The following is a 7,187-nucleotide window of genomic DNA, read 5'->3' as shown; positions in this document are numbered from 1 at the left end:
CCCGCCTTCGCCACCGGTGTTCCTCCTGATATCTGCGCATTTCACCGCTACACCAGGAATTCCAGTCTCCCCTGTAGTACTCAAGTCTGCCCGTATCGCCTGCACGCCTGCAATTGAGTTGCAGAATTTCACAGACGACGCGACAAACCGCCTACGAGCTCTTTACGCCCAGTAATTCCGGACAACGCTCGCACCCTACGTATTACCGCGGCTGCTGGCACGTAGTTGGCCGGTGCTTCTTCTCCAGGTACCGTCACTTCCGCTTCGTCCCTGGTGAAAGAGGTTTACAACCCGAAGGCCGTCATCCCTCACGCGGCGTCGCTGCATCAGGCTTGCGCCCATTGTGCAATATTCCCCACTGCTGCCTCCCGTAGGAGTCTGGGCCGTGTCTCAGTCCCAGTGTGGCCGATCACCCTCTCAGGTCGGCTACCCGTCGTCGCCTTGGTAGGCCATTACCCCACCAACAAGCTGATAGGCCGCGGGCCCATCCCACACCGCAAAAGCTTTCCACCAACCACCATGCGACAGTTGGTCATATCCGGTATTAGACCCAGTTTCCCAGGCTTATCCCAGAGTGCAGGGCAGATCACCCACGTGTTACTCACCCGTTCGCCACTCGAGTACCCAGCAAGCTGGGCCTTTCCGTTCGACTTGCATGTGTTAAGCACGCCGCCAGCGTTCGTCCTGAGCCAGGATCAAACTCTCCATGAAAAAACAGTGAAACAAAACCAACCCCACAAGGGCCGGCGTTTCAACACAATCAGGAAAGCACAACCTGACCAAAATAAACCTAGCAAAATGTGACACCCAGGACGGGGCCCGGACGTCACACAAAAACAAACATCTACATCCACAAAGATGCACGATGCCAAAAATTGGCATCAGACAATTCATCATCACACTATCGAGTTCTCAAAGAACACACACCCACCAGCTACCCACCCCAAATCAGGGCTCTCACCAGCAGACTTCGTATTCAACCTTGCCAGCCACCCCGTCTCCGGGGCAACTCTTCCAGCCTACCAGACCCCACCCGCAGCCCGCAACCCCGAAGAATTCCGAACCACTGAAAGACCCAGCAACCCCAAACACTCTACCCGAGCCACAACGACTCAAGCCAAAACATTCAGGGGCGGCCAGCCAAGAAACCCGGTCTCCACTCCCCACCATCAGACCCTTCCAGGTCTTCCGGGGCGGCGCCGTGGCTCGCTGACTCGAAGAAAGTTACGCAACCGGATCGTCGGGGTCAAATCGCCTGCTCGCCGCCCGCCCCAACAGCCATCGCCGCAGCTCATCGCCTGCCGCGCGGAACCGAATCCCGCTGCTGCGCGCGGATTTCGGTGAATCACATCGATGTGACGTGCGTCGCAGACCGTCCTTTCGGACAGGTCATCACCCCCGGTCGGTCAGTTATGCGCAGGTCAGAGCGCTCATACGGTCGAAACATGACCGCGACCGAACTGGCCACGACCCCGACGACCGCGCCCATCGGCTCTTCGCCGGTACCCGGACTCCCAACGCGGGTTGTCTCGTCCGCGCTTGTCCCCGAGGGGTTCACGCGTTGCGGTCTCCTCTCCTGGCGCCGACAGGCGGGCGTCCTGCACATCGCCCATCCCTTCGACGAGCACAGCATCTCCGACGCCGTGGTCGTCGACGGACTCGTCGCCCTCGTCGAGGCCGGCGTGCTGGCCGGCCAGTCGCAGTTCGAATGCGCCGCGATGGGGATCATCCGCACCTCGGCGAGTAGGTACACCGACGCGTGGGCGGCTTTCTACGACAACACGCTTCGCGAACTACGCACGGGCGCATCGGCATTCGCTCCCGTCCACGAACGCGCGCGGAGCCTGGTCTCGGGCGGGGACGTCCTCGAGGTGGGATCGTGCTTCGGCTTCTTCGCTCTCGCCTGCGCCCTGGACGGTCTCCAGGTCGCGGCCTGCGACATCTCGCCCGGAGCGGTGTCGTTGCTCTCCGACGCCGCTCACCGACTCCGACTGCCTGTCGTCGCAACCGTCGGGAACGCGATCGCTCTCCCCTTCGCCGACGACTCGGCCGACACCGTCACGCTCATCCATCTCCTCGAACACCTCGATCCCGCGGGGGCGCACGCCGCGATCGGCGAGGCCCTCCGGGTCGCCCGGCAGCGCGTGGTCATCGGCGTGCCGTTCGAAGACGAGCCGAGCCCGCACTTCGGCCACCTCGTCCGGCTCACCGAGAACGACCTGTGCGGCTGGGCTCGAGCCGTCCCGCATGCCGGCGCCGAGGTCCTCGTCGATCACGGCGGATGGCTCGTCCTCACCCCCGGGTCCTGATTCCTCGAGTCCGGCCGCGGTACCGAGCGACCGCGTCAGATCAGCCCGCGTTTGCTGGCGATGTACACCGCGTCGGTCCGCTTGGACACCCCGAGCTTGCGAATGATGTTGCGAATGTGGAACTTCACGGTTGACTCCGAGATGTAGAGCGTCTCGCCGATCCGCTTGTTCGACAGCCCGTCGGCGAGGAGCCGCAAGACCTCGCGCTCCCGGTCGCTGAGTGCCTCGGACTTCTCGTTCTCGCCGGACACCGCGCGGAGGACGACGGCCGCGCTGCGCGGGTCGAAGGCGCTGCCGCCGCCGGACACCGCCTGGATCGCGCGCACGAGTTCGGTCGTGTCGACATCTTTGACCACGTACCCCCGGGCTCCCGCCCGCACGGCGCGCACGACCAGATCGTCGTCGAGAAACGTGGTCAGCACCAGCGCGGCGACCTCCGGGTGGCGCTGCGCGATCTGCTCGATGAGCCGCAGCCCCTCGTACTCGGTGCCCGCCGACAGCTTGAGGTCGACCACGACGACATCGGGGTGTCGGGCGTTCACCTCGGCCAGCGCGGCGTCGGCCGATCCCGCCTCGCCGACCACCTCCACGACGTCCTCGCGCTCCAGCAGCGACCGCATCCCCTGGCGCAGGAGGGCGTGGTCGTCGACGAGAAGGGTCCGGATGGGGCGCCTGATGTCGTTGTCGCTCAACCGAACTCCTTCGTTCTGAGCTGGTCGTCGGGCGTCGCGGTGCCGGCCGTGCCGATCGGCAGCACCACCGCGACGCGGATACCGCCGATACGCGACCGGCGGATCCGCAATTCGCCTCCGAGCTCGGCGGCGCGCGAGGACATGTTGGCCAGGCCGCGGTGCCGTCCGGCCGTGAGATCGCCGAGCGACGCAGTGCGCATCACCCGGCGCAGATGTTCGGGATCACCTACGCCGTCGTCGTCGACCGACAGTGCGACGGTGTCCATGGCGTAGGTGAGGGTCACCGTGACCTGGTGGGCACGCGAGTGGACGGCGGTGTTGAAGAGGGCCTCGCCGGCGATCCGCAGCAGGGCGTGCTGGACCTCATCGGCAAGATCGCGCTCCCGGCCGCGCATGTGGACCGCCGTGCGCAGGTCCGGCGGCATGTGCAACGAGCACAGCTCGGTCAGGACGTCGCGCACACTCGGCGACGGCGCGTTCGTGGCGTTGTTGAGCGCGTAGATGAACGACCGCAACTGCTCCACGGCCTCCTTGGTCAGCCGGCCCGCCATCTCCAGGCGATCGAGTGCGGGACCTTCGACGAGGCCGCGACACAGTTCGATCTGCACCCCCGCCGACAGCACCGACTGGGTGACCGAGTCGTGGAGCTCGCGGGCGATCCGTCCGCGCTCCTCGTTGAGCACGGTCGCCCGCATCGCCGCCGACAGTTCGCGCTGGGTACGTTCCAGTTCGGTGTTGCGCTCGGCGAGTTCCATTGCGTGGCGGTCGGTCTCGGAGAACAGCTCGGCGTTGAGCAGTGCGACGATCGCCTGGCTGGCCAGGATGCGCAGCACGACGAGATCGGTGGGATCGACCACGCGACCGACCGGTGTCCAGGCCGACAGTCCCCCGACGACGTTGCCGTCGAGTTCGACGGGGACGTGGACGTGGTCCTCCTGGAGGATCGCGCCGTGCAGGACGGTCTCGTGTCCGCGGAGGATGTCGTTGAGCCGGTTGAGCACCTCGTCGGGCAGGTCGTCGGGTGTGGCGGCCCGCTCGGACCCTTCGAAGGCGYAGAGCCGACCACCGCTCGCGCTGATCAGGTGTCGCGGGGCCGACTGCTCGAGCCGGCCGTCCGCGAGCGCGAAGACGACCCAGTCCGCGCCCAGATGGTCCCGCGCCGCCTCGACGACCGCGATGACCAACGCCTCGGGCCCTTCGGCGGTACGGACGAGAGCACGCGAGATCCGCTCCAGCGCACCGACCACCCGACTCAGCCGCGCCTCGACCCCGCGCAGCGCCGCGTAGTGGCTGCCCTTCACGCTGCGGAGTCCGACCAGGCTCTCGAGGTCGGCCTGCTCGGGGAGAGCGCTTCGCTCGGGCGACGGACCGGTCATCACAGCGCTTCGGCGTAGAGGTCCCGGATGCCTGCGGCCTGCGGACGCCGCGGGTTGGTGGTCATGCACGAATCGGCCAGCGCGTGCGCGGTGAGGCGGTCGAGGTCGGCGCTGCGCACGCCCAGCGGTTCGAGCGACGCCGGCATGCCGACCCGGGCGCCGAGCGCGGCGATCGCATCGGCCAGTCGGTCGGCGACGGTCCGGGCGTCGCCGGATGTCTCGACCCCGATGGCGTCGGCCAGGTCGACGAAGCCGTCGGCACACACATGGGCGTTGTAGCGGATCACGTGCGGCAGCAGGACGGCGTTGATCGCGCCGTGCGGGGCGTCGCAGTGCCCGCCGACCGGGTGACTCATCGCGTGCGTGGCGCCGAGGATCGCGTTGGTGAACGCCATCCCCGCCCGTAGTGCCGCGAGCGACATCTCCTCGGCCGCTACCCGGTCCCGCGGATCGTCGACGAGGCGTTCTAGATGCGTCCACACGCCGCGAATGGATTCCAGCGCAAGCGAATCGGTGAGTCGTCCGTGCGCGAGCGAGACGTAGGCCTCGACGCAGTGGGTGAGTACATCCATGCCGACCTGGGCGGTGACCGCGGCGGGCGCGGTCATCAGCAGGGTCGGGTCACTCACCGTCACGTCCGGCACGAGTGAACGCCCGATGATGGTCACCTTGGTACGCCGCTCGGCGTCGTTGATGATGCAGAACTGGGAGACGTCGGCGCCGCTGCCGGCCGTCGTCGGCACCGCGATGAGTGGCGGGAGCGGTCGTCGGGCACGGTCGATTCCCTCGTACTCGAGGATGTGACCGCCGTTGGCCGCCAACACCGCGACACCCTTGGCGGCGTCGATCACCGAACCGCCGCCCAGGGCGACGAGGCCGTCGGCATCGTGTGCCTTGTAGGCGAGGAACGCCGCCGCGACCTCGCCGGACCGCGGGTTGGGCGAGACATCCAGGTACGACGCCGCGTCGAGGCCGCCGGCACGCAGCCCGGCCATCAGCTGTGCGTACCAGGGGGTGCGTTCCAGACAACGATCGCTGACCACGAACGGTCGGCGCATCCCGAGTCCCGCCGTCGCGACCGGCACCTCCCCGAAGGCGCCCGGGCCCAGCACGATCTCCGGGGTGTGGAACTTGGCGACCTGGCCCGATGCGCGCCGACGGACGTCACCCACCATTCGTCCCGCCTCCGTTCCATCCACTCCGACCGCACCGTCCGACCACCTCGCCCCGGCGGTACCCCGACGCTACCCAGGTCACCTCAGCGCCGCACCCAGCTCGTCACAACGCGCGAGCATCTCGGCGCCGTCACGCACGCTGACGACTCCGCTGCAGTGCTCGGCGTAGTCGGCCATCGCGCACCCGGATTGCGCCCAGTAGCGCTCGGGTTCCGGTGTGATCCAGGCGATTCGGTGCGATCGGCGACCGACCTCGGCCACCAGGTCGACACGCGGATCGAGACCATTGCTGCGCGCATCCCCGACGACGAGCACCGATGTCCGCCTGCTGATCAGGTCCCCGCAGCCGCCCAGCAGTTCGCCGAACATGCGCCCGTAGTCGCTCGTCGCGGCGAGATCCAGACCGTCGGCGGCGAGCACCGCCGCGAGAGCCGAGTCGGCCGCCGCGGACCGCAGTGCGGTCGTGACGCGCACCGGGCGATCGACGAACGCGACGACCTCGCAACGGTCGCCGAAGCGATGCAGAGTCTGCGCGAGACGCAGGATGAACCCGGTGACCGGCCGGACCGACAACGACACGTCGACGAGGACCAGCAGCCGGACCGGGCCGGGCCGCCTGCGGCGCCGCCACAGTTCGGCGGGCACACCGTCGGTCGCGACCGACGCGCGCATCGTCGCCCGGATGTCGAGGGCACCCCGGTCGACCGGGCGGACCACCCGGCGCGGGGCGCCGCGCATGCGCTGGATCAGCCGGTGGCAGGCGCGATCGATCTCAGCTTGGTCGACATACCCCTCGGCCGACCGGTCGGCGCCGGACACCGCCTCGGCGCCGCCGTCGGCGTCCAGGCGTGCGACCAGCGCGTCGACGAAAGCACCCAGTGCCCGTTCCAGTTCGGCCCTCCGGGCATCGCCGAGGTCGTCGTTGCCGTCGGTGCCGTATGCCTTGCGCGGATCGTAGGCGTCGAGTGCGGCGAGGATGGCGTGGGCCCCGGTCAGCCCGAGCGGCCGGCTCGAGACCCGGGCTGCCGATCCGGTCAGTTCGCCGACGGTCGACGAGTCGGCGGTGTCGACCTCGACCGTGTAGGTCACTCCCCCACCGGTCGTGCCGCCGTCCGGGTCGACGCCGAGCTGCTCGGCGCCGGCCGAGACGCTGAAGTCGTTCTCCTCCCGGTGAGCGCTCTCGGCGTCCCGGTGCGCGGCGTCGGGATCGTCGGCCATCAGGTGGCCGATCTCGTCGGTGTGTTCGTCGGCGCCGATCTGGCGGGCCGCGCCCTCGAATTCCTCGTCCCAGACCACGTCATCGGGCAGGTCGGCCGCGACGCCGCGGGCCCGGGGAAGGTCGTCCTCGTCGGCCCGATCGGGTTCGGCGCCGAGGAAGAAGAGCTCGAAGGCCCGCTCGTAACCCGCTGTCTCGTAGCCGTATTTGACGCACACGCTCTGTAGCGCCGCATGCAGGACCGCCGGCTCGGCGGCGCCGACCATGGACAGGGTCCGCCGGATCTCGATGACCTCGGCGGGCGAGGCCGCGATCCCGGAGCTCCGCAGGACCCGTCCGAACGCGACCGCGAGCAGGTCGAGCGGGTCCGCCCGCCTCGCGGCGGCGACGGGTACCGGGGTGGCCGACGCCGCAGTCAT

At 68.3% G+C, this 7,187-nt stretch carries 5 protein-coding genes and 1 rRNA gene; 1 reads left to right on the top strand and 5 read right to left on the bottom strand.

The features are described 5' to 3' along the window. A 16S ribosomal RNA gene (locus tag A9310_RS24885) occupies positions 1–711 on the bottom strand; the annotation flags it as partial. Positions 712–1,445: 734 nt separating this feature from the next. Here A9310_RS24885 and mftM point away from each other — a divergent pair. Further along, on the top strand, positions 1,446–2,309 hold the full coding sequence (mftM, locus tag A9310_RS24880) for a mycofactocin oligosaccharide methyltransferase MftM (RefSeq protein ID WP_065632853.1): 864 nt from the start codon (positions 1,446–1,448) through the stop codon (positions 2,307–2,309). Between the two features lie 35 nt (positions 2,310–2,344). Here mftM and A9310_RS24875 read toward each other — a convergent pair whose 3' ends face one another. The 4 genes from A9310_RS24875 to A9310_RS24860 form a co-directional block, all read right to left on the bottom strand. Then, a complete protein-coding gene (locus tag A9310_RS24875; RefSeq protein WP_065632852.1) occupies positions 2,345–3,001 on the bottom strand; it encodes a response regulator transcription factor in 657 nt (218 codons plus the stop codon). Then, positions 2,998–4,377 carry a GAF domain-containing sensor histidine kinase gene (locus A9310_RS24870; RefSeq protein WP_065632851.1) on the bottom strand — a complete coding sequence of 460 codons (1,380 nt, stop codon included), beginning with the start codon at positions 4,375–4,377 and terminating at the stop codon, positions 2,998–3,000. The genes A9310_RS24875 and A9310_RS24870 overlap by 4 nt, the downstream gene beginning before the upstream one ends. Beyond that, on the bottom strand, positions 4,377–5,552 hold the full coding sequence (locus A9310_RS24865) for an iron-containing alcohol dehydrogenase (protein ID WP_065632850.1): 1,176 nt from the start codon (positions 5,550–5,552) through the stop codon (positions 4,377–4,379). Before A9310_RS24865 ends, A9310_RS24870 begins: the two co-directional genes overlap by 1 nt. Before the next feature lie 78 nt (positions 5,553–5,630). Continuing rightward, positions 5,631–7,187 (bottom strand): VWA domain-containing protein, encoded by a 1,557-nt coding sequence (locus tag A9310_RS24860; protein ID WP_065632849.1) that lies wholly within the window; start codon positions 7,185–7,187, stop codon positions 5,631–5,633.

It is taken from the genome of Gordonia sp. UCD-TK1 (genome assembly GCF_001691435.1).
In the GTDB taxonomy this organism is placed as follows: domain Bacteria; phylum Actinomycetota; class Actinomycetes; order Mycobacteriales; family Mycobacteriaceae; genus Gordonia; species Gordonia hongkongensis.
Note: the sequence above shows the minus strand (reverse complement) of the source record. Positions and strands in the feature narration are given on the sequence as shown.

What these genes read in the sequence shown, in the direction of transcription:
- mftM (WP_065632853.1), top strand. Translation starts at nt 1,446, where the DNA reads ATGACCGCGACCGAACTGGCCACGACCCCGACGACCGCGCCCATCGGC.
- A9310_RS24865 (WP_065632850.1), bottom strand. Translation starts at nt 5,552, where the DNA reads ATGGTGGGTGACGTCCGTCGGCGCGCATCGGGCCAGGTCGCCAAGTTC.
- A9310_RS24860 (WP_065632849.1), bottom strand. Translation starts at nt 7,187, where the DNA reads ATGACTGCGGCGTCGGCCACCCCGGTACCCGTCGCCGCCGCGAGGCGG.